The 18,945-nt window shown below is 68.1% G+C and carries 16 protein-coding genes; 6 read left to right on the top strand and 10 right to left on the bottom strand.

Translation table 11 applies throughout. The annotated features are described in order from the left end of the window. The first annotated feature begins 13 nt into the window (after window positions 1–13). On the top strand, window positions 14–883 hold the full coding sequence (locus PE066_RS05495) for an alpha/beta fold hydrolase (RefSeq protein ID WP_271235553.1): 870 nt from the start codon (window positions 14–16) through the stop codon (window positions 881–883). Between the two features lie 90 nt (window positions 884–973). Here the strand turns inward: PE066_RS05495 and PE066_RS05490 are convergent, their stop codons facing one another. Further along, complete coding sequence (locus tag PE066_RS05490; RefSeq protein WP_271235552.1) at window positions 974–2,134, bottom strand: serine hydrolase domain-containing protein; 1,161 nt, start codon at window positions 2,132–2,134, stop codon at window positions 974–976. Between the two features lie 177 nt (window positions 2,135–2,311). On the opposite strand from PE066_RS05490, the gene PE066_RS05485 reads away from it, so the two are divergent. After that, window positions 2,312–2,773 carry a cupin domain-containing protein gene (locus tag PE066_RS05485; RefSeq protein WP_271235551.1) on the top strand — a complete coding sequence of 154 codons (462 nt, stop codon included), beginning with the start codon at window positions 2,312–2,314 and terminating at the stop codon, window positions 2,771–2,773. A 60-nt stretch (window positions 2,774–2,833) separates the two neighbouring features. Here PE066_RS05485 and PE066_RS05480 read toward each other — a convergent pair whose 3' ends face one another. Both PE066_RS05480 and PE066_RS05475 read right to left on the bottom strand, forming a co-directional pair. After that, window positions 2,834–3,292 carry a pyridoxamine 5'-phosphate oxidase family protein gene (locus tag PE066_RS05480; protein ID WP_271235550.1) on the bottom strand — a complete coding sequence of 153 codons (459 nt, stop codon included), beginning with the start codon at window positions 3,290–3,292 and terminating at the stop codon, window positions 2,834–2,836. A 193-nt stretch (window positions 3,293–3,485) separates the two neighbouring features. Continuing rightward, entirely contained in the window at window positions 3,486–3,851 is a 366-nt protein-coding gene (locus PE066_RS05475; protein WP_271235549.1) for a VOC family protein, read from the bottom strand. Between the two features lie 289 nt (window positions 3,852–4,140). On the opposite strand from PE066_RS05475, the gene PE066_RS05470 reads away from it, so the two are divergent. The 3 genes from PE066_RS05470 to sorU are packed head-to-tail and all read left to right on the top strand — an operon-like array spanning window position 4,141 to window position 6,906. Beyond that, on the top strand, window positions 4,141–5,355 hold the full coding sequence (locus tag PE066_RS05470) for a rhodanese-like domain-containing protein (RefSeq protein ID WP_271235548.1): 1,215 nt from the start codon (window positions 4,141–4,143) through the stop codon (window positions 5,353–5,355). Window positions 5,356–5,395: 40 nt separating this feature from the next. After that, the gene (gene sorT, locus PE066_RS05465) at window positions 5,396–6,601 is read left to right on the top strand and encodes a SorT family sulfite dehydrogenase catalytic subunit (protein WP_271235547.1); all 1,206 of its coding nucleotides are present in this window, start codon (window positions 5,396–5,398) and stop codon (window positions 6,599–6,601) included. Then, the gene (gene sorU, locus PE066_RS05460; RefSeq protein ID WP_271235546.1) at window positions 6,601–6,906 is read left to right on the top strand and encodes a SorU family sulfite dehydrogenase c-type cytochrome subunit; all 306 of its coding nucleotides are present in this window, start codon (window positions 6,601–6,603) and stop codon (window positions 6,904–6,906) included. Before sorT ends, sorU begins: the two co-directional genes overlap by 1 nt. 64 nt (window positions 6,907–6,970) lie before the next feature. Here sorU and PE066_RS05455 read toward each other — a convergent pair whose 3' ends face one another. The 6 genes from PE066_RS05455 to oxc form a co-directional block, all read right to left on the bottom strand. Further along, window positions 6,971–7,432: a hypothetical protein gene (locus PE066_RS05455; RefSeq protein WP_271235545.1), complete on the bottom strand. Its 462-nt coding sequence runs from the start codon at window positions 7,430–7,432 to the stop codon at window positions 6,971–6,973. A gap of 155 nt (window positions 7,433–7,587) precedes the next feature. Beyond that, a complete protein-coding gene (fdhF, locus tag PE066_RS05450) occupies window positions 7,588–10,422 on the bottom strand; it encodes a formate dehydrogenase subunit alpha (RefSeq protein ID WP_271235544.1) in 2,835 nt (944 codons plus the stop codon). Continuing rightward, on the bottom strand, window positions 10,419–12,128 hold the full coding sequence (locus PE066_RS05445) for an NADH-ubiquinone oxidoreductase-F iron-sulfur binding region domain-containing protein (RefSeq protein ID WP_271235543.1): 1,710 nt from the start codon (window positions 12,126–12,128) through the stop codon (window positions 10,419–10,421). Before PE066_RS05445 ends, fdhF begins: the two co-directional genes overlap by 4 nt. 35 nt (window positions 12,129–12,163) lie before the next feature. After that, on the bottom strand, window positions 12,164–14,296 hold the full coding sequence (locus PE066_RS05440) for an acetate--CoA ligase family protein (RefSeq protein ID WP_271235542.1): 2,133 nt from the start codon (window positions 14,294–14,296) through the stop codon (window positions 12,164–12,166). Window positions 14,297–14,313: 17 nt separating this feature from the next. Further along, window positions 14,314–15,561 carry a formyl-CoA transferase gene (gene frc / locus PE066_RS05435; RefSeq protein ID WP_271235541.1) on the bottom strand — a complete coding sequence of 416 codons (1,248 nt, stop codon included), beginning with the start codon at window positions 15,559–15,561 and terminating at the stop codon, window positions 14,314–14,316. Between the two features lie 60 nt (window positions 15,562–15,621). Then, window positions 15,622–17,352: an oxalyl-CoA decarboxylase gene (oxc, locus tag PE066_RS05430; RefSeq protein WP_271235540.1), complete on the bottom strand. Its 1,731-nt coding sequence runs from the start codon at window positions 17,350–17,352 to the stop codon at window positions 15,622–15,624. Window positions 17,353–17,448: 96 nt separating this feature from the next. On the opposite strand from oxc, the gene PE066_RS05425 reads away from it, so the two are divergent. Further along, a complete protein-coding gene (locus PE066_RS05425) occupies window positions 17,449–18,057 on the top strand; it encodes a Crp/Fnr family transcriptional regulator (RefSeq protein ID WP_271235539.1) in 609 nt (202 codons plus the stop codon). A 47-nt stretch (window positions 18,058–18,104) separates the two neighbouring features. Here PE066_RS05425 and PE066_RS05420 read toward each other — a convergent pair whose 3' ends face one another. After that, window positions 18,105–18,938 carry a cytidylate kinase family protein gene (locus tag PE066_RS05420; RefSeq protein WP_271235538.1) on the bottom strand — a complete coding sequence of 278 codons (834 nt, stop codon included), beginning with the start codon at window positions 18,936–18,938 and terminating at the stop codon, window positions 18,105–18,107. Between the last annotated feature and the right edge of the window lie 7 nt (window positions 18,939–18,945).

Genomic DNA, 18,945 nt, shown 5'->3' with positions numbered 1-18,945 from the left:
GCGCGCAGCCGGAATGCCCCTCCCGCCGCTGTCGCACGAGCTCCCTGCGGCTGCGCTGCGCGTCCTCTCCCGGGCCACGGCGATCGAAACCGTCCATGGGGCCACCCGGACGGTCTGGCATGCCTGGGGTGACGCCGGTTCGGAGCCGCTCGTCCTCCTGCATGGCGGCAGCGGAAGCTGGACGCACTGGCTGCGCAACGTGGAGGCTCTCGCGGCGAGCGGCCGCCGTGTCATCGTCCCGGACTTGCCGGGTTTCGGCGACTCCGCGGCTGCCGGGAGCATCGTCGACGCCGATGGAATGGTCGAGCCCGTCTCCGCCGGGCTGCGCGAGGTGGTGGGCGGAAGCGGCGCCGGCGTCGTGGGGTTCTCGTTCGGCGGCCTGCTGGCGGGGCTCATCGCAGCTGCGTACCCGGAACTCGTGCGCCGCCTGGTGCTTGCGGGTGCCCCGGCGCTGGGCATCCGGGCGGCGGACCTGCAGCTGAAAGACTGGCGCCACCTGCAGGAGCGTGACGCGCGCGACCAGGTGCACCGGGACAACCTGCGCGTGCTGATGCTGCACGACCCCGCGAGCATCGACGACTTCACGGTGCGCCTGCATGCGGCCAACCTGGCCCGCGATCGCGTGCGCCGCAGGCGAATGGCAAGGACGGACGTTCTCGCGCGGACGCTGTCCACGCTGCGCTGCCGCGTGGACGGCATCTGGGGCCGGTTCGACCAGCTGTATGCCGGAAAGGTGGATGAGCTTCGCGAGCTGCTGGGCCGTGCGCCGAACTTCGGGGAACTGGTGCTCGTCCCGCACGCAGGTCACTGGGTGCAGTACGAGAACGCGGCGAGCTTCAACGAGGAACTGCTGCGGCTGCTCGCGGTGCCGACGCTGCCCTGACCCGCCGCGCTGCCCGGATGCGCTACCCGCAGGCGTTGCATGGCGCCACGCTATGGGTGGACACCTTCGGGGATGGTCGCGCAGGCCACCCTAGCGCAAGCCCGCCCACTCGCGATACAGCGCCAGGACCTCGTCGGTGTTGTTCTCCAGGCTGCTGAACACCACCATGGTGCGCGTGTTCGCGTGGTTCCACGCGATACGTTGGCCGCCGAAGCCCCAAGCCCAGTAGCTGTCGTGGTGGCGGGGGGTGTCGGTCCAGACCAGGTAGCCGTAGCCGCGGTGGACCCTGGCGGTCGCTGGGGAATGATTGCTGATCCGGGTCTGCGTCGCAGCTTTCACATAGTCGGCCATGCAGCCGGTCCCCGCCTCCAGCTGGCGCACCCAGATGGCGAAACGCACCCAATCCTCCATTGTCATCCGGGCCACCGTGGGCGCATAGGTGGTGCCGCTGCGGTCCTGCCGCAAGGCGACCGGGGAGGCGACGCCGGCTTCCTTGAGGACGGTGCCTGCCATGTACTCGGAGAGGGGCTGCTGCACTGCCGCCTGGATCATGAGACCCAGCACCAGCACGTCGATCTCCTTGTACTCGAAGGTTTCGCCCGGCGCGACGACCTTGCCGAACACGCCGGTTGTGCGCTGGTTCACCAGCGGCAGCATGTCGCGCCACTGTGCCTTCTGCGCGTAGATCTGCATGATCTTCTTGCGTGCCTGCGGCGTGCCGGCCGCGTGGTAACTCCCGTCCCTGATGCCGCTGCTCATGGTGAGCAGGTGCTCGACGTTCACGCCCTCGTACCCGGTGCCCTTCAGCTCGGGAACCAGCTCTTCGACCTTCGTGCTGCGTGCCAGTCTTCCTTCACACAGGGCGACACCCGCCGTCATCGACGTGAGCGTCTTGCCGAGGCTGTAGCCGGAAAGACGGGTCTGCGGCGTGACCGGTTCCTTGCTGGCCAGCCAGACGAGCTCGCCACCTTCGATCAGCGCAATGGCCTTGAGGCTGGTGCTGTCGAAGGTGATTCTGGCCTTCTCGATGAAGGCGGCTTCGGCGGCAGTGGCTTCGCGCCTGGCGAGCGGCTTGGGCGCCTGTGGCGGCGCGAGGTGGAAGCCTTCGGGAAAGTAAGCCTCGGTGAGTAGTCGCTCGTCGGGCGCGGCCAGGTGGCCGTTGATCCGTGTCTGCTGTGCGTGGGCGAGACCCGTGCACCCCGCAAACCATGCCAGGACCAGCGCGTACCCCGCTGTGGGAACCCCTCGCATCCTCATGCTCCTCTCCGATGAAGGCAGTGTACGGCCGGCGAGCGTGCGGGATCTCCGCCTGTCACCAGGCTCGACCCCACAACATTTCCTTGCACCAGTGACGCAACGCCGACAAGGTTACAAGCGGCGCGCTTCGGCAGGAAAGGCGGCAATGCGATATTGCGCGAGTTCGACTTCATGAGCCAACAGCAGGAGGTTCACATGCCGGATTCCGAGCCGCTCGAGACCAGCGTGATTTCCGTCGGTACGCTCTCGATCCGCTACCTGCGGGACGGAACGGCAAAGCAGGAGATGGGCAGCTTCGAGCTGACGGTTCCCGCGGGCTCGAATGTTCCGCCTCCGCACAGCCATGCGGCCAACGACGAGTTCATCTACGTTCTCGAAGGCCAGCTTCACTACCGTGTGGGAGCCGAGGAACGCGACCTCGGCCCAGGCGACTGGATGTTCACGCCGCGCGGCACGGTGCACGCGTTCAGCAACCCCCATGCCGCCCCGGCGCGGGCGCTCGTCACCAACACGCCGGATATCGGCGCGCAGTACTTCCGGGACGTGGCTGCCGTGGTGAACGCGGCAGGGCCGCCGGACAAGGCCAGGCTGCTCGAGGTGATGAGTCGCTACGGGCTCAAGCCCGGCCTCTGATGCAGGCACGACAGCCGCACGTCCCGAGGCCCCGGAGGCGCCCGCACGGCATCCGATGCCTCAGCAGGTCACCAGGTCCGTGTGGGCGAAGCCCTTCGTGTAGTCCAGCACGGAGATGACCTCGGGTTCGACACGAAAGATGGCGACTTCGTCCGGCCCCGGCATCTTCATGCTCGCGGTTTGCGGCGGCGCATCGGGGTACTTGAGCGGCAGCATCCGCAGCACCTTCTCGGCCTCGGCGCGATCGGTCACGCGGTGGGCCCGCGCGGCCATCGACAGCCCGGTGATCGCCAGCAGGTCCGGCGTGTCGTGGTCGATGGTGATGGACACCCGGTTGTCGCGCGCCAGGTTGTCCGCCTTCTGGCTCTCGCGGCCACAGAGGAACCAGAGCGTGTTTCCTTCGCTCACGTAGCCCACCGTGGTCGCCTGCGGCCAGCCATCCGGGCGCAGCGTCGCCACCGTCATGATCCGGTGCCCGTCGAGCAAGGCCAGGATCTTCTGCCTGAGTGATTCATCCATGAGAGGCTCCATGTCCGCCGGCGGCGGAGGGGAGCAGACATGGTGCTGCGAAAGCGGGGCGTTTGATGTCCGTCAGAACCGATGCCTGCCCTGGCCCAGCAGCGAGATACAGGCACGAGCAAGCACCCGCAGCCGCCTTCGGCCGCCTCAGCCTGCAAGCCGCTACCGTCGTCAGCAGCAACGGCCCACGGCGCTACCGTGGCGCTTCCTCGATCAAGGCCATGATGTTGCCCTCGCTGTCCTTGAACCAGGCCGCCTTCGCCCCGCCGGCCGTGATGGCGCCGTCTGCGCTTTTCTCACCGGGCATGTCGTAGTCCTCGAACGCCACGCCCTTCGCCTTCAATGCGCGGATCAATCCGTCGACGTCCTCGACGGACCAGAAGGCCTGGCTGGCTCTGGAGGTGCCTGCGTTGGGGGTCGGGTAAAGGAAGCAGGCAGTGCCGTTCGCGAACTCGTACACGACGCCGCCGTTGGTTTCCTCCTTGGGTCGCAGGCCCAGCCTGCCCTCGTAGAACCGGCGCGCCCTTGCCAGGTCCGATGCGGGGATGTACGCGTACATGGGAAAGTTCTGGAGCATCTTCCTTCTCCCGTGAGCTGATGGGTTGACGAAGACAGCCGGACGGCGACCGCCGCTGAGGCAGCAGGTCTTGCGCCGGCGCTGTCAAGTATGTCCGCAGGGCATGGCGCGGCACCTGGTGCCGGACTTCGTAAGCCTTTTCCTTAACTTCGGCGCGACCAAATGCCCTGTCGCGCTGCCAAGCCCATGCTATTTTCGACACTACAAGCGTTAGGAAATGCAAGCTGCAGGGCTCCCGAGCGGGGCACTCGCAGCAGTCAGGGAGAACAAGTTGAAGCCATGGGATGGAGCCGTCCTCGCCGCCGTGCTGGGCGCGGCACTCACCTCGTCTGGAGCCGCGGCGCAGCCCGCCGGCAGCACGCCCGGCACCTTGCGGGTACTGGTCAACCCGGGTGACAGCAGCGAGCAGTCGCGCTTTGCGCTGTACAGCGCCTGGCGCGCCGCGGTGGAGCAGGCCTTGCGCAAGCAGCAGGTCGCCGGCATCGACATCGTGCTGTCCAGCGATGCCACGGCGGACCTCGGCGCCACCCGCGCCGGCATTCACGACGTCTTTGTCGGCCCGGCCCACGTGGTCGGCAGCGCCGTGCGCTATGGCTACCAGCCGGTGCTGGGCCTGGACAAGCCGGTGCAGGCGGTGCTGGTCGTACCCAAGGACAGCCCGGTCAACAACCTGGCGCAGGCCCAGGGCAAGCGCCTCGGGCTGCCGCTGCAGGACAGCGTGGTGACCTACCTGATCCGCGGCGAGGTGAACGCCGCCAACACCACCATCAAGCGCCATTTCGCCTCGATCTACGACACGCGCTATCAGGACGCCCTGCTGCCCTGCCTGCAGGTGCGCCGCTGCGACGTGGTGGGCGTGGAGAAGGCGGTGTTCGACCGCTGGGTGACGGCCGGCGAGCCGATCAAGGCCATCATGGAGTCGAAGCCGGTGCCGGGCCTGAGCCTCGCGATCAAGGAGGGCGCCAGGCCGGGTGCCGAGGCGCTGCAGGTCGCGCTGGCCGAGGCCCCCCAGTTCGCCGCGCTGCTGCGCGGTGAGAGCACCAAGGCGGTGGCGCACAAGTCGGAGGACTACAAGTACGTGGCGACGCTGGGCTACTTCACGCCCCGGGCGCTGCCTGGTGCGACCGTGGTCGACGCCAAGGCCGTGGCGCAGCTGATGCAGGACGGCGCCACCTACGTCGACACCCGCACCGAGGCCGAATTCAAGGCCAGCCACGTGCCCGGCGCCGTGCTGGTGCCTTATGTCGAGAAGAGCGCGAAGGACGCCGACTTCGATGCGAAGCTGGACAAGTTCGAGGTGGCGAAGCTGGGGCCCAACAAGAACGCGCAGCTGGTATTTGCCTGCAACGGCCCCGAGTGCTGGAAGAGTTTCAAGGCCGCACACGCCGCGATCAAGTCCGGCTACACCAAGGTGTACTGGTTCCGCGGCGGCCTCCCCGAGTGGCGCAGCTCCGGTATGAAGTACGATGCCGCCGCCGCGCAATGAACTACGACAGCGCACCCAATCACAACCGAGGAGGACCACGATGAAGCCGCACTCCCCTGACCTGGCCCGCCGCGGCCTGCTGGCCGGCAGCGCAACCGCGCTGGCGAGCGTTGGCCTGGCCCGCGTGGCGCAGGCGCAGACCGCCGCCGCGCCGGCCAAGCCCCTGCCTGGCTACGTGGCATGGAAGAACCCCGATCACCTGATCATGCACACCGGCAACACGCTGGAGACGAAGCGCAGTGCCTTCGGCACCAGCGTGATCACGCCGGCCGAGCGGCTCTACGTGCGCAACAACCTGCCGGCGCCGGATGTGGCCATCGTCGCCAACCGCGACGCCTGGGCCGTCGCCATCGAAGGCGTGCGGCAGCCGCGCACGCTGAGCGTGGCGGAGCTCAAGACCCTGGGCATCGAGACGGTCGCCGCGGTGCTGCAGTGCTCCGGCAATGGCCGCGGCTATTTCGCCGGCAAGCCCAGCGGCACCAAGTGGCAGGTCGGCGCCGCCGGCTGCGTGATCTGGAGCGGCGTGCCGCTGCGCAACGTGGTCGCCGCGCTCGGCGGCCTGGCCGACGGCGCGCGTTTCATCACCGGGACCGGCGGCGAGCAGCTGCCCGCCGGCCTGGATCCGAAGGACGTGATCGTGGAGCGCTCGGTGCCGATCAAGGCGCTGGACGACGCGCTGCTGGCGTGGGAGATGAACGGCGAGCCGGTGCCGCATGCGCACGGCGGCCCGCTGCGCCTGATCGTCCCCGGCTACAGCGGCGTCAACAACATCAAGTACGTCAAGCGCCTGGCCTTCACCGCGGCGGAGACCGACGCGAAGATCCAGCGCACCGGCTACCGCATGTCGCCGCCCGGCACCAAGGGGGACCCGAGCTTCCCGGCCGTGTGGGAGATGGACGTCAAGTCCTGGATCAACGGGCCGGCGCCCGAAGCCGGGCCGGTGAAAGCCGGCTGGGTGCAGATCCACGGCGTGGCGATGGGCGGCACCCGCGCCCTGCGCCGCATCGACGTGTCGGTGGACGGCGGCCAGACCTGGAAGGAGGCCCGCTTCGTCGGCCCCGACCTGGGCCGCTTCGCCTGGCGCCAGTTCGTGCTGCCGGTCAAGCTGGAGCCGGGTCAGTATGTGCTCGCCTCGCGGGCGCAGGACACCCAGTTCAACTGGCAAGTCGAGGCGACGCCGGAGAATGCCGGCGGCTTCCTGAACAGCGGCTGGCGGGTGCACGCGCTGCCGATCACGGTGGTCTGATGGCGGGATCTTTCTGGAAGGCGGCGCCGCTGGCGCTGCTGGCCTCGCTCGCCTGCTCCGTGCAGGCCGAGGACGAGGGACGCATCCTGTTCACGAAGGTCACGCCGTCTTGCGCGCTGTGCCACACGCTCAAGGACGCAGGCGCCGAAGGCGCCGTGGGCCCTTCACTCGACGAACTGAAGCCGGACCGCGCCCGCGTGGTGCAGGCGCTGAAGACCGGCATCGGCCAGATGCCGGCGTTCACCCACCTGACGCAGGCGGAGATCGAGGCATTGGCCCGCTATGTGGAGCGGGCAACGAAGTAAGACCGGACGGCCGGGCCGGCTGCTCGCGGGCGCGAGTGGCGCAGCCCGGCCTCCGTTCGGGGTCCTACGAACCGCACTTGAGCAGGTACCAGCCTTGAACGATGAGGTACTTGTCCTTCAACTGCGACGGTAGCTCGACCCGCTCGAAGTTGTTCCTTCTCCCGAGCTCGCGCCAGTTTGGAACGAACCGGTAGGCTTGGCCACCGCGCGGCAGTTGCTCGGGAAGTTCGACGAAGGCGCTCACGGCGAGCCGGTCGTTGTCGCCGGGATCCAGGACCCTGACCCGCAGCGTCGTGCCTTCTCCCGCCTGCACGCCAGCTGGCAGCACGGCGAGGCTCTCCCACCAGCCGTCGCTCATCACCGCACAGTGCACGCCCACCACGCGACCCGCGGCCAGTTGGGCATCGCTCACGCCGGCCGACCTGATGGCGGCAAGCTCTGGCGGCTTCGCAGGAAGTGCGTTGCCGCTCTCCTGCCCGAATACCTTCCAGACCTGCACCGTGGCCACGCTGTCTTGACGGGGCATGGCACCACAGCCTGCAAGCAGAGCTGCCACGAGCGCAGTTGCCATTGTCTTTATCAGCATCGCTCCGATTGTGCAACTGAGCTGGCCGGGCGCCAGACGACGGCACTTGCTTCGGTCCGGCGGGCTTCGCGCGAACCTTCCGGGCCTGGCCGCCATCAGTTGGCGGGGGTGAGGTGCCGCGTGAGGGCCTGCCCGCCGCCGAAGCTTGTCTGGCGCGGGTCGGGGCCACCCGGCACGACCCGCACGGCGCAGTACTTGAACTCGGGAATCTTGGCAAAAGGATCCAGGGCCGGGTTCGTGAGCTTGTTCGCTGCCGCTTCGTAGTAGCAGAAAGGCACGAACACTGCGCCTTGCGGGGAACTGTCGTCCGCCCGCGCATACAGGCTCACGCTGCCGCGGCGCGACTCGATCGTGATGATGTCGCCCGGCCTGCAACCGAGCGCCTCGATGTCCAGCGGATGGACCAGCGCCACCGGGTCGGGTTCGAGGGCATCGAGCATGCTCGCCCGCCGCGTCATGCTGCCGGTGTGCCAATGCTCGAGCTGGCGGCCGGTGATGAGCACCATCGGATAGTCGGCATCGGGCCTTTCGTCGGCGGGGATGATGTCGACGGGCACGAAGCGCCCCCGGCCGTCCGGGCGCGGGAAGTCCTCGACGAAGACGACCGGCTCCCCCTCGTCGCCTTCGTTGCGACACGGGTAGGTGACGGCGTGCTCGCGCTCCAGCCGGTCCCAGGTGATGCCGCCGATGCTGGGCATGGTGCCGCGCATCTCGTCGAACACGGCGCTCACGTGCGAGTAGTTCCACGGCAGCCCCAGGCGGCGCGCGATCTCCTGGATGATCCAGAGGTCCTGCCGTGCCTCACCCGGCGGATCGATCGCCTGGCGACCGAGCTGCACCATCCGGTCCGTGTTGGTGAAGGTGCCCGTCTTCTCGGGGAATGCGCTGGCCGGGAGGATCACGTCCGCCAGGTACGCGGTCTCCGTGAAGAAGATGTCCTGCACGACCAGGTGCTCCAGCGCGGCGAGCGCCTCGCGCGCGTGGTTGGCGTCCGGATCCGACATCGCGGGGTTCTCGCCCATGATGTACATGCCGCGCACGGTGCCCGCCTTGATGGCGTCCATCACCTCCACGACCGTCAGGCCCGGCCGGGCGTCCAGGCCGCCGGGCGCCATGCCCCAGGCCTTCTCGAAGCGCTCGCGCGCGCCGGGCGCGTCGACGCGCTGGTAATCGGGGTACATCATCGGGATCAGCCCGGCGTCCGACGCACCCTGCACGTTGTTCTGCCCGCGCAGCGGATGCAGCCCGGTGCCGGGCCGGCCGATCTGCCCCGTCATCAGCGCCAGGGCGATGAGGCAGCGCGCGTTGTCCGTGCCGTGCACGTGCTGCGACACCCCCATGCCCCACAGGATCATCGAGCTCCCCGAAGTGGCATACAGGCGTGCGACCTGGCGCAGCGTCTCGGCATCGATGCCGCAGATCGGCGCCATCGCCTCGGGGCTGTAGCCGGCCACGTTCTGCTTCAGCTCTTCGAAACCGATGGTCCGGCTGGCGATGAACGCCTCGTCGACCAGGCCCTCGTGGACGATCACGTGCATCATGGCGTTGAGCATCGCGACGTCCGTGTCGGGCTTGAACTGCAGGTGGAGGTGCGCGTGTCGCGCCAGGTCCGACTTGCGCGGGTCCATCAGGATGAGCCTGGTGCCGTTCTTGATGGCGTTCTTCAGCCAGCTGGCCGCCACCGGATGGTTCACCGTCGGATTGGCGCCGATGAGGATGACCACGTCGGCCTTCGCCACGTCCATGACCGGGTTCGATACCGCGCCCGAGCCGATGCCTTCGAGCAGCGCGACGACGGATGAAGCGTGGCACAGGCGGGTGCAGTGGTCGACATTGTTGCTGCGAAAGCCCGTGCGGACCAGCTTCTGGAACAGGTAGGCCTCTTCGTTGCTGCCCTTGGCCGAACCGAAACCGGCGAGCGCCGCTGGTCCGTGCGTGTCGCGCAGTTCGCGCAGCTTGCCGCCGGCGAGTTCGAGCGCTTCCTCCCACGTCGCCTCCCGGAAGAACGCCATCATGCGTTGGGGATCGAGCTCGGCGTGGGCATCCTTGGGCACGCCGGCGCGCCGGATCAGCGGGACCGTCAAGCGCTGCGGGTGGTGCGCATAGTCGAAGCCATAGCGGCCCTTCACGCACAGGCGGCCGTGGTTGGCCGGTCCGTCGCGGCCTTCCACGTAGAGGATCCTGTTGTCCTTGACGTGGTAGGTGAGCTGGCAGCCGACCCCGCAGTAGGGGCAGACGGAAGGCACCTGCTTGTCCGGCACCTGCAGCGCGACCTCGCGTGCGGGCATCAGCGCGCCGGTGGGGCAGGCCTGCACGCACTCGCCGCAGGCGACGCAGGTGGACAGGCCCATCGGGTCGTCCATGTCGAACACGATCTTCTCGTGCTCGCCGCGAAACGCCAGGCCGATCACGTCGTTGACCTGCTCGTCGCGGCAGGCGCGCAGGCAGCGCGTGCACTGGATGCAGGCGTCCAGGTTGACGGCGATGGCCGGGTGCGAAACGTCGGCCGAAACCTGGCGGCGCGGCGTGAAACGCGGCTTGCCCACGCCCAGCCGGGCCGCCCACTGGTCGAGTTCGTTGTGGCGTGTGTACTCGCGCTCGGGCATGTCCGTGAGCAGCAGTTCCAGCACCAGCTTCTGCGATGCGACGGCGCGCTCGCTGGTGGTGCTCACTTCCATGCCGTTCGCGGGGTACCGGCAGCAGCTGGCGGCCAGCACCCGTTCGCCCTTGATCTCCACCATGCACGAGCGGCAGTTGCCCACCTGGTCCAGGCCGGGCTTGTAGCAAAGCCGCGGGATGGACACACCCATCCCGTCGGCGATCTCGATGAGGGTGCGGTTGGCCGGCGCGGTGACTTCGCGGCCATCGAGCTTGAAGGTCACGGTCGGCGCATCGACCTGGGCCCGTTCCGCGCGTGTGACGGCATTCATCCGGACTCCCCCAGTTCCTGCGGGAAATACTTCAGCACGCAATCGACCGGGTTCGGTGCGGCCTGCCCCAGGCCGCAGATCGATGCGTCGCGCATCACCTGCGACAGCTCGGCCAGCAGCGGCACGTCCCACGTCGCTTGCTCGATGAGGGCCAGTGCCTTGGCCGTGCCGGCGCGGCAGGGCGTGCACTGGCCGCAGGACTCGTGGTGGAAGAAGCGCATGAGGTTGCGCGCGGCATCGGTCGCGCGGTCGTGGTGCGACAGCACGACGACGGCCGCCGAGCCGATGAAGCAGCCGTAGGGCTGCAGCGTGTCGAAGTCCAGCGGGATGTCGTTCATCGCCGCGGGCAGGATGCCGCCCGACGCCCCGCCCGGCAGGTAGCCATAGAAGCGGTGCCCGTCGAGCATGCCGCCGCAGTACTCGTCGATCAGCTCCTGGATGGTGATGCCGGCCGGTGCGAGCTTCACGCCCGGGCTCTTCACCCGCCCGGACACGGAGAACGAGCGCAGGCCCTGGCGGCCGTTGGCGCCCTGGGAGGAAAACCACTCGGCTCCGCGCTCGAGCAAATCGCGCACCCAGTACAGGGTCTCGAAATTGTGTTCCAGCGTCGGGCGGCCGAAGAGGCCCACCTGCGCGACGTACGGTGGGCGCAGCCGCGGCATGCCCCGCTTGCCCTCGATCGATTCGATCATTGCGGACTCTTCGCCGCAGATGTACGCGCCCGCCCCGCGGCGCAACTCGATCCTGGGCAGGCCGCCCGAGGGCGGATCCGCCCGCAGACGCTCGAGCTCTTGCTGGAGCAGGGCGCGGCAGCCGTGGTACTCGTCGCGCAGGTAGATGTAGATCGCCTCGATCCCGACCGCCCACGCGGCGATCAGCATGCCTTCGAGGAAGCGGTGCGGGTCGCGCTCGAGGTACACCCGGTCCTTGAACGTGCCGGGCTCGCCTTCGTCGATGTTCACGGCCATCAGGCGCGGGGCGGGCTCGGCGCGCACGATCTTCCACTTGCGGCCGGCCGGGAAACCGGCGCCGCCCAGGCCCCGCAGGCCCGACGCTTCCAGCGTCGCAATGACGTCGTCGACCTTGCGCTGGTCCGCGACGCATTCCTCGAGCACGCGGTAGCCGCCCGACGCTCGGTACTGGGATAGCCCGATGTAGCCCTGCGGCTCATGCCTGGCCGTGCCCGCGCGCACCGTGGCCACGACCTTCTCGGCCGTCGCGCAAGGCACCGGGTACTGGCCGACCACGACGGCCGGCGCCTGCTCGCAACGGCCGACGCACGGCGCGGGGATCACCCGCACGGCGGTGCCGAGCAGCGCCGGCAGCCTGGCGAGCAGCTTCTGCGCGCCCGCGAGCTCGCAAGGCAGGCCGTCGCACACGCGCACCGTGAGTGCCGCGGGAGCGGTTTCGCCTTCCTTGACGATGTCGAAGTGGTGGTAGAAGGAAGCGACCTCGAAGACCTCGCTTTGCGCCATGCGCATCTCTTCCGCGAGTGCAGCGAGATGCCCCGCCGAGAGATGCCCGAAGCGGTCCTGCAGCCTGTGCAGGTGCTCGATCAGCAGGTCGCGGCGGCGGGGCGCATCGCCCAGTGTCTCGCGCACGTCGGCGAGCAGCTCCGGGGCCACGCGGCGGCCCTTCGGGCCGGCGCGCTTGCGCTCACGTTCGGCCTCGCTGCCCGCGACGATGGGAATGACGCGCGCCTGCACCTGCTTCTACCTGGGCCGCCAAGACCCGTCGTGGATCACAGCAGGCCGGCGGCCCGGGCCCACTGGTACTTCGCCCCGAGGATCTCCACCGGGATCTCGGTGGAGTAGGCGTAGGCGGGGATGCCGTTCTCGTACAGGTACTGCGCGGCTTCCTCGACCTCGACGTCACCGGCCAGCGAGGCGACGACCGGCTTGACCTTGCCCTTCTCCTTCATCTCGTTGACCACGGTCACCATGTTCCTGGCGAACACCATGGGCGGTGTCACGATCGTGTGCCAGTAGCCCAGGATGAGCGCGTGGATGCGGTCGTCCTCCAGGCCCAGGCGCACCGTGTTCATGTAGGTGATGGGCGGCTCGCCACCGGTGATGTCCACCGGGTTGCCGGCCGCGCCGAACGGCGGGATGAACTTGCGGAAGGCCTCGTCCAGGTCCTTGGGCATGGGCTTGAGCAGCTTCAGGCCGTTGTCGACGCAGGCGTCGGACAGCAGCACGCCCGAGCCTCCGGCGCCCGTGATGATGACCACGTTCTCGCCCTTGGGCGTGGGGAGGATGGGCACGCCGCGCGAGAAGTCGAGCAGCTGGCGCAGGCTCCTGGCGCGCACGACGCCGCTCTGGCGCAGCACGTCGTCGTAGATCCTGTCGGTGCCCGCCACGGCGCCCGTGTGCGAGCTCGCGGCCGCCGCGCCCATCGCGGTGCGGCCCGCCTTGAGCATGATCACGGGCTTCTTCTTCGACACGCGCTTGGCGACTTCGGCGAACGCGCGGCCGTCCTTCAGGTCCTCGGCGTGCTGGGCGATCACCTTGGTGTTGTCGTCCTGCTCGAAGAACAAGAGCAGGTCGTCCTCGTCGATGTCGGACTTGTTGCCCAGGCCGACGATGGCCGAGACGCCCATCTTGGCCGAGCGCGAGTAGCCGATGATGGCCATGCCGATGCCGCCGGACTGCGACGACAGGGCGGTGGAGCCCTTGTAGTCGTACGCCGTGCAGAACGTGGCGCAGAGGTTGGACGGCGTGTAGTAGAAACCGTAGATGTTCGGCCCCATCAGGCGGATGCCGTACTCGCGCCCGATGCGCTGGATCTCTTCCTGGCCCTCGACGTTGCCGGTCTCGGCGAAGCCCGAGGGGATCAGGATGGCGCCGGCGATCTTCTTCTCGCCGCACTCCTTCAGCGCAGCCGCGACCAGCTTGCCCGGGATCGCGAAGACGGCGGCGTCGATCTCGCCCGGCACGTCCTTGACGCTCTTGAAGGCCTTGATCCCCATGATCTCGTCTTCCTTGGGGTGGATCGGGTAGATCGTGCCCTGGTAGCCGCCGTTGATCAGGTTCTTCATGACCGAGTTGCCGATCTTGCCGGTCTCGTTCGACGCGCCGATCACCGCCACCGCCCTGGGTTGCATGATCCGCTTCATCGACGCGACCACGTCCTTCTCGTCGGGCCGGTAGCGCGCGGGCTTGGGCTCGAAGTTCACGACGATGCGCACGTCGGCGGCGACCGCGCCGGACTTGCTGGCGAAGACCGGATTCAGGTCCATCTCCGCGATCTCCGGGAAGTCGCTCACCAGCTGGCTCACGCGCACGATGATGTCGGTGAGCGCCTCTCGGTCGACGGCGTCGCCGCCGCGCACGCCCTTGAGCATCTCCGCGGCCTGGATCGAATCGAGCATCGAGGCCGCGTCCTCCCGGGTCGCGGGTGCGAGGCGGAAGGTGACGTCCTTGAGCACCTCGACCAGCACGCCGCCCAGGCCGAAGGCGACCAGCTTGCCGAAGCTCGGGTCCGTCATCGCGCCGACGATGACTTCCTGGCCGCCCCCGATCATCTGCTGGACCTGGACGCCGACGATCGTCGCGTCGGCCTTGTACTTCTTCGCGCTGGCGATGATCTGCTCGTACGCCGAGGCGGCTTCGTCCGCACTCTTCACGCCCACCACCACGCCGCCGGCTTCGGTCTTGTGCAGGATGTCCGGCGAGACGATCTTCATCACGACGGGAAAGCCCAGGGAATCGGCGAGCTTCGAGGCGTCCGCCGCGCTCGAGGCCACGCCTTCCTTCGGTACCCGGATGCCGTAGGCGTCGCAGATGAGCTTGCCCTGCGGCGCCGTCAGCGAATCACGGCCTGCCTTCCTGACGTCGTCGAGGACCTGGCGGACTCTGGCCTTGTCGTAGCTCATGGTTCGCTCCTTAGTCCTTAGATGACCCTGGCTTCGCGCATCTCGGCGATCTGCGATTCCGTGTAGCCGAGCTGCTTGAGGACTTGCTCGGTGTGTTCGCCCAGCAGGGGCGAGCGCTCGACTTCCGTGGGGCTGTCGGACAGCTTGATCGGGTTGCCGACGGAGAGGTACTTGCCGCGCTTGGGATGGTCGACTTCGACGACGGTGCCGGTGGCGCGCAGCGACGGTTCCTCGGCGATTTCCTTCATGGACAGGATCGGCCCGCACGGGATGTCGTACTGGTTCAGGATCTCCATCGCCTCGAACTTGTTCTTGGTCTTGGTCCACTCCTCGATGCGGGCGAAGATCGACTTCAGGTGCGGCAGGCGCGCCTTGGGCGTCGCGTAGTTCGGGTCGGTGATCCAGTGCTCCTCGCCGATCACCTTGCAGATCGACTCCCAGACCGGCGCCTGGGTGATGAAGTAGATGTAGGCATTGGGGTCCGTCTGCCAGCCCTTGCACTTCAGGATCCAGCCCGGCTGGCCGCCGCCCGAGGCATTGCCCGCGCGCGGCACGGCCTCGCCGAACGCCGTGTCGGGGTACTGCGGGTACTCCTCCAGGACGTGCCTGCGGTCCAGGCGCTGCTGGTCGCGCAGTTTCACGCGGCACAGGTTCAGCACGGCGTCCTGCATCGCGGCGAGCACGCGCTGGCCCTTGCCCGTGGTGTTGCGCTGGTACAGGGCGGTGACGATGCCGAGCGCCAGGTGAAGGCCGGTGCCCGAATCGCCGACCTGCGCGCCGGTGACCAGCGGCGGGCCATCGTCGAACCCGGTGGTGGACGCCGCGCCGCCGGCGCACTGCGCGACGTTCTCGTAGACCTTGCAGGCCTCGTAGGGGCCGGGCCCGAAACCCTTCACCGACGCCATGATCATGCGCGGGTTGAGCTGCTGGATGCGCTCCCAGCCAAAGCCCATGCGGTCGAGCGCGCCGGGCGCGAAGTTCTCGACCAGCACGTCGCACTCCCTGACCAGGCGCTCGAGCACCTCCTTGCCCTTCGGGTGCTTGGTATTGACCGTGATCGAGCGCTTGTTGTGGTTCAGCATGGTGAAGTAGAGGCTGTCCACGCCGTCGATGTCGCGCAGCTGGCCCCGCGTGGCGTCGCCTTCGCCCGCCTTCTCCACCTTGATCACGTCGGCCCCGAACCAGGCCAGCAGCTGCGTGCAGGTCGGCCCGGACTGCACGTGCGTGAAGTCGAGGATCTTCACGCCATCGAGAGCTTTGCCCATGTCTTTCCGCTCCTGTCGAAGAAAAGAACTCTGGATCCCGGCCTGCGCCGGGACTGCGCGTCAGGCCGGCTTCTTCTTGGCCGCCGAAGGGTTCAGGCTGGTGATGCGGCCGCTTTCGGTGCCGGCGTTCTCGTCGATGATGGCGTTGACCAGCGTCGGCCTGCCGCTCGCCACGGCTTCGTCGATGGCGGCGCGCAGCTCGGTGCGCGTGGCGGCTCGCACGCCGACCCCGCCGAAGGCCTGCATCATCATTTCGTACCTGGCGTCCTTCACGAAGGCGGTGGGCGCGGCTTCGGTTCCGCGCGGGTTCACGTCGGTACCGCGGTAGACGCCGTTGTTGTTGAAAACGACCACGCACACGGGCAGGTCGTAGCGGCAGATCGTCTCGACCTCCATGCCGGAGAAGCCGAACGCGCTGTCCCCGCACACCGCGATGACGGGTTTGCCGGAGACCAGCGCGGCGGCCACCGAGTAGCCCATGCCGATGCCCATGATCCCCCACGTGCCCACGTCGAGGCGCTTGCGCGGCTCGAACATGTCGACGGTGGAGCGGCAGAAGTCCAGCGTATTGGCGCCTTCGTTGACCAGGATGGCGTCCGGACGCTCCCTGACCATGTCCCGGATGACGGAGAGCGCCGTCTGGAACGTCATCGGTGACGAGTCCTTGGCTAGGGTTTCCGTCATCCTGGTGAGGTTCTTGTCCTTGCGCTCGGCGATCGCACCCGTCCACGCGGCATCCGGCCTGGACCAGCCGGAGCCGATCGCCCGGTTGAGCGCCGAGATGCAGGAGCCGATGTCGCCGATGACCGGTGCGGCCGTGGCGACGTTGCTGTCCGGCTCGATCGGGGAGATGTCGACCTGGATGATCCGGGCCCTGGCCGGTTCCTTCGGGGAGCCCGCCCCCCAGGTCTTGCCTTTTCCGTGCGAGAGCAGCCAGTTCAGCCGTGCGCCGACCAGCATCACCACGTCGGCCTCGGCGAGCACGAACGAGCGGGCCGCGGAAGCGCATTGCGGGTGCGTGTCGGGCAGCAGGCCCTTGGCCATCGACATCGGCAGGTAAGGCACGCCGGTCGCTTCGATGAACTGGCGGATCTCGGCATCGGCGCGGGCGTAGGCCGCGCCCTTGCCGAGGATCACGAGCGGCTTGCTGGCGGACTTGAGCAGGTCGATCGCGCGCTCGACGGCTTCGGGGGCGGGCAGCTGCCGGGGCGCCGGATCCACCACTTCGATCAGCGACTTGCGGGCGACTTCCGTGGAAAGGCTTTGCGCGAACAGCTTTGCCGGCAGGTCGAGGTACACGCCGCCGGGGCGCCCCGACAGCGCGGAGCGGATGGCGCGCGCCAGGCCCACCCCGATGTCCTCGGCGTGGAGCACGCGGTAGGCCGCCTTGCACAGCGGCCGGGCGATCGCCAGCTGATCCATCTCCTCGTAGTCGCCCTGCTGCAGGTCCACGATTTCCCGCTCGCTGGAACCCGATACCAGGATCATGGGGAAGCAGTTCGTCGTGGCGTTCGCGAGCGCGGTGAGGCCGTTGAGGAACCCCGGCGCCGAGACGGTGAAGCAGATGCCGGGCCTGCCGGTGAGGTAGCCGTGCGCCGCGGCGGCGTGGCCCGCGTTCTGCTCGTGCCGGAAGCAGATCACCTTCATTCCCTCGGCTTGCGCCATGCGCAGGAAGTCGGTGATCGGAATGCCGGGCAAGGCATAGATCGTGTCGATGCCATTGAGCTTGAGCGCGTCAATGACCAAGTGGAAGCCGTCGGTCGTTTCCAGGGCTTGTGCTTCGGTGCTCATGGACGTATCAGGGCTGCTTGCGGTGTGCGGGCTATGATAGGAATCGATACTTCCAACGGCTCTTGATCGCAGTCAATTTTTCGGAAATCCGGCCCGGTGGCGTCGATCGAAAACCATCCCGAGAAGAACGTCATTCGTGTGCAACTCGCGCACAACATCGTGCTGAAGGGAATGACGGCGGCGCAGATGGCTGAGCTGGAGCCGCTGCTGGTCGTGGTCGATTGCCACAAGGGCGAGGGTCTGCTGCAGCAGGGGGTGCACGAGATGGAGCAGTACTTCATCCTCGACGGCATCCTCAAGCGGGTGGTGAGCAACCAGGAAGCCAAGGAGATGATCCTTCGCTTCGCCCACGAGGGCGAGATGGAGACCAGCTACGCCGCCTGGCGCCTGGGCACGCCGGCGCCGTACAGCATCGTGTGCGTGACCAAGGCCCGGGTGGCGAAGCTGCCCTTGCGCGAATGGGTGGCTTTCATCGAGCGCCACCCCGGCCTGAAGCAGTCGTTCGAGTACGAGGTGATGCACCACATGAGCGAGATCATGGCGCACACAATCACGCTGCACCTGCTCGATGCGCCCGGGCGGTTCAGGCGCTTCATGCGCAAGCACCCGCAGCTCTTCGATCGCATTCCCAAGAAGGAACTGGCGTCGTACCTCAATCTTTCCGCGGAAACGCTTTCGCGCCTGAAGCAGCGCGGGAAGATATAGGACGGTTGCGGCAGGGCGCCGCGAGCGGCTGTGCAGCACCGGCGTTCCTAGGTCTTGGAATGCGTGAACTTGCGCGACACGGCCATGATGCGCAGCCGGTTCTCGACGCTGGACGCGCCTGCCACCGCACCGGCAACCCGCGCGGCGGCGTCCCGCTCCTGCTCGTTCAGCACCAGGCCCGTGAGCACGACCTTGCCGCCGGCAGCCTCGATGCCGATGTTGGTGCCGCTCGTAACTTCATCCGCCTTGAGCGCGGCGCGCACGCGGGCCGACAGCGCCAGGCCTTCCAGGCACGCGTGCGACGCATCGGTTTCCCGGAACTCGGGCGCCGCCGCGAGCGCCAGGATCTGGCTGGCGGCGCTGTCGACCGACACGCGTTCCGTGTTGATCACCAGGTCGTAGAGCAGGGGGTCGCCCCAGGTCACGCCGAACTGGGCGCGCATGCGGTTGGCATGGGCGTCGTCGCTGCGGCGGACCTCCGCCTGCGCCGCCTCGCGGTCGGTCGTCTCCAGGTTCTCCATCAGCCAGTCCACGCGCTGCTCGAACGGCCGCGTGATCCGCACGCACACCACGTGAGGCACCGGGCGCAGCAAGAGCGTGGCACCCCAGCCGCGCAGCACGATGTTTCCGCCCCGGGCGAGCGCGAAAACTTCCTCCGCGGTGAAGACCGCGACCTGCTGTCTGTCCGTGGAGAACCGCTCGCGCAGGCTGGCCTTGCCGCCGCGCAGCCGGTGGATCAGGCTGGTCTCCACGTGCATCCGCCCCGCCACGTTCTCGGCCACCTCGTGCCGCATGACCTGGAGTCCGGCGAGCTCGCCCAGGCGCAGCGCCACGTTCTTGGCCAGGGACCCCATTTCCTGCGTGAGTGCGATGACGGGCATGGGGACC

The organism is Ramlibacter tataouinensis, assembly GCF_027941915.1.
GTDB lineage: Bacteria > Pseudomonadota > Gammaproteobacteria > Burkholderiales > Burkholderiaceae_C > Ramlibacter > Ramlibacter tataouinensis_C.
Note: the sequence above shows the minus strand (reverse complement) of the source record. Positions and strands in the feature narration are given on the sequence as shown.